We start from the raw sequence: 1,642 nt of genomic DNA on the forward strand, positions 1-1,642 counted from the left end.
GGTCCACCCACCGCCGTGAACACCAAACCCGTGCCCGCAGCAGCCACTACTGGCGACGCTGGCTCAAGCATCACGAAATCAGGCTGTAGTACTAGTCGGGGCTCTGGTAGCGATGGCGGAAAATCCAACGGATACGCCCCTGACCTGCTCTGCTGATCTTTGATTCGTGATGTTTGGTGATCGTGTGAATGTGCCGGTTTGCTGCGGTATGCCCAGGTCATGCGGTGTGCGCAGGGCGGTGGGCTGAGCGCCGGCCGTGGAAGCGCCGCGGCGGACCTGGGCGCGTGGGTCTGCTCCGAGACGAGTGCGGCCGGACGATGAGGCCACCGGTGGCCCGTAGGTGGGGACGGCGTGGCCTGACGCCGGTGGTGAGGGTGCCGGGCCGCCGTGGACGGAGAAGCTCACACCCCCGACCTGCCCGCTGGGCAGGTGGGCCCCGATCCATCTCGCCGGGCGCCATCGGGCCGACCGGGCCGCACCCGGTCGGCCTCTGGTCCACGTCAGGGTGTGCCGAACCAACTGGAGAGTGCTTCGCGCAGCGCCGGTACGGCGGTGTCGGCGGGTTCGTCGATGGATGTGGCCCAGGCGATGTGGGCGTCCGGGCGGATCAGCAGGGCGTCGGCCGGTCGCCGGCCGGTCTTGGCGGTGTGGACGTCGACGCGCTGCCCCCAGGCGCGGGCGGCCTCGCGAAGGTCGGGGCGGTCGGCGAGGTCGAGCAGGATGGGCCGGGCGGGGTGCAGGAGTTCGGCGACGCTGGCCATGCCCTGGTCGGTGTGCAGGGTGAGGTCGGGCGCGAAGGTGCCGGCCAGGGGGTGGGGGTCCGTGCCGGGCATCGGGTAGCGGATGTCGGCGCCGGCGACCATGGCTCCCATGCGGCGCAACGGCTGCTCGTCGGCGAGCAACTCCTGGAACATCTCGCGGAGCGCTTCGGCCGCCGCGTCGTGCCCGCGCCGCAGCGCGACTTGGGCGCGGGTGTGCAGCATGGTACGGGCGCCGGCGAGGTGGCGTTCGGCGTGGTAGGTGTCCAGCAGGCCGGCCGGCGCCCGGCCGTGCAGGTCGGCGGCCAGTTTCCAGGCCAGGTTGACCGCGTCCAGCAGGCCGGCGTTGAGCGCCACGCCGGTGGCGGGGAACAGGTGCGCCGCGTCGCCGGCCAGCAGGATGCGCCCGTCGCGGTAGCGCTCGGCCTGGCGGGCCTTGAAGGTGAAGCGCGACAGCCGTGTCGATCCTGCCAGGGGCAGGTGCGCACCGAGCACGCGGCGGATGCTGTCCTGCAGTTCGGTCAGGGTCATCGGGACGTCGTCGTCGTACTCGGTGGTCTCGTCCTCGATGGTGTAGAGGGAGACGCTCGGGGCGCCGGGTGCGGAGCCGACGCCGAGCAGGCCCTGGTCCGTGCGGGTGAAGCCCGCGCGGATCGCGCCGAAGCCGGGGACGTCGAGGTCGCCGTTGTCCAGCACGGTCACCGTGTCATGCAGGGTGACCTGGGCCAGCCGGTTGACCTCCGGGTAGGTGACGCCGGGGAAGCCGATGCCGGCCCGGTCCCGGATGCGGCTGCGCGCGCCGTCGCAGCCCACCAGGTAGCGGGCGTTCACCTGGTACGGTCCGTCCGGGCCCCGCACGTCCACCCTCACCCCGGCGTCGTCCT

General features: G+C 72.2%; 1 protein-coding gene and 1 pseudogene. One reads left to right on the forward strand and one right to left on the reverse strand.

Features of this window, described 5'->3' with window-relative positions; all coding sequences use genetic code 11:
• Window positions 1–250: 250 nt before the first annotated feature.
• Window positions 251–404 (forward strand): annotated as a pseudogene (locus tag ACWDS7_RS48345) (IS630 family transposase); the annotation flags it as partial.
• Window positions 405–500: 96 nt separating this feature from the next.
• Here ACWDS7_RS48345 and ACWDS7_RS48350 read toward each other — a convergent pair.
• Window positions 501–1,642, reverse strand: a 1,142-nt coding sequence (locus ACWDS7_RS48350) for an FAD-dependent monooxygenase (RefSeq protein WP_451934809.1), incomplete at its 5' end; no start/stop codon positions are given.

This window comes from Streptosporangium sp. NPDC003464, from assembly GCF_053588315.1.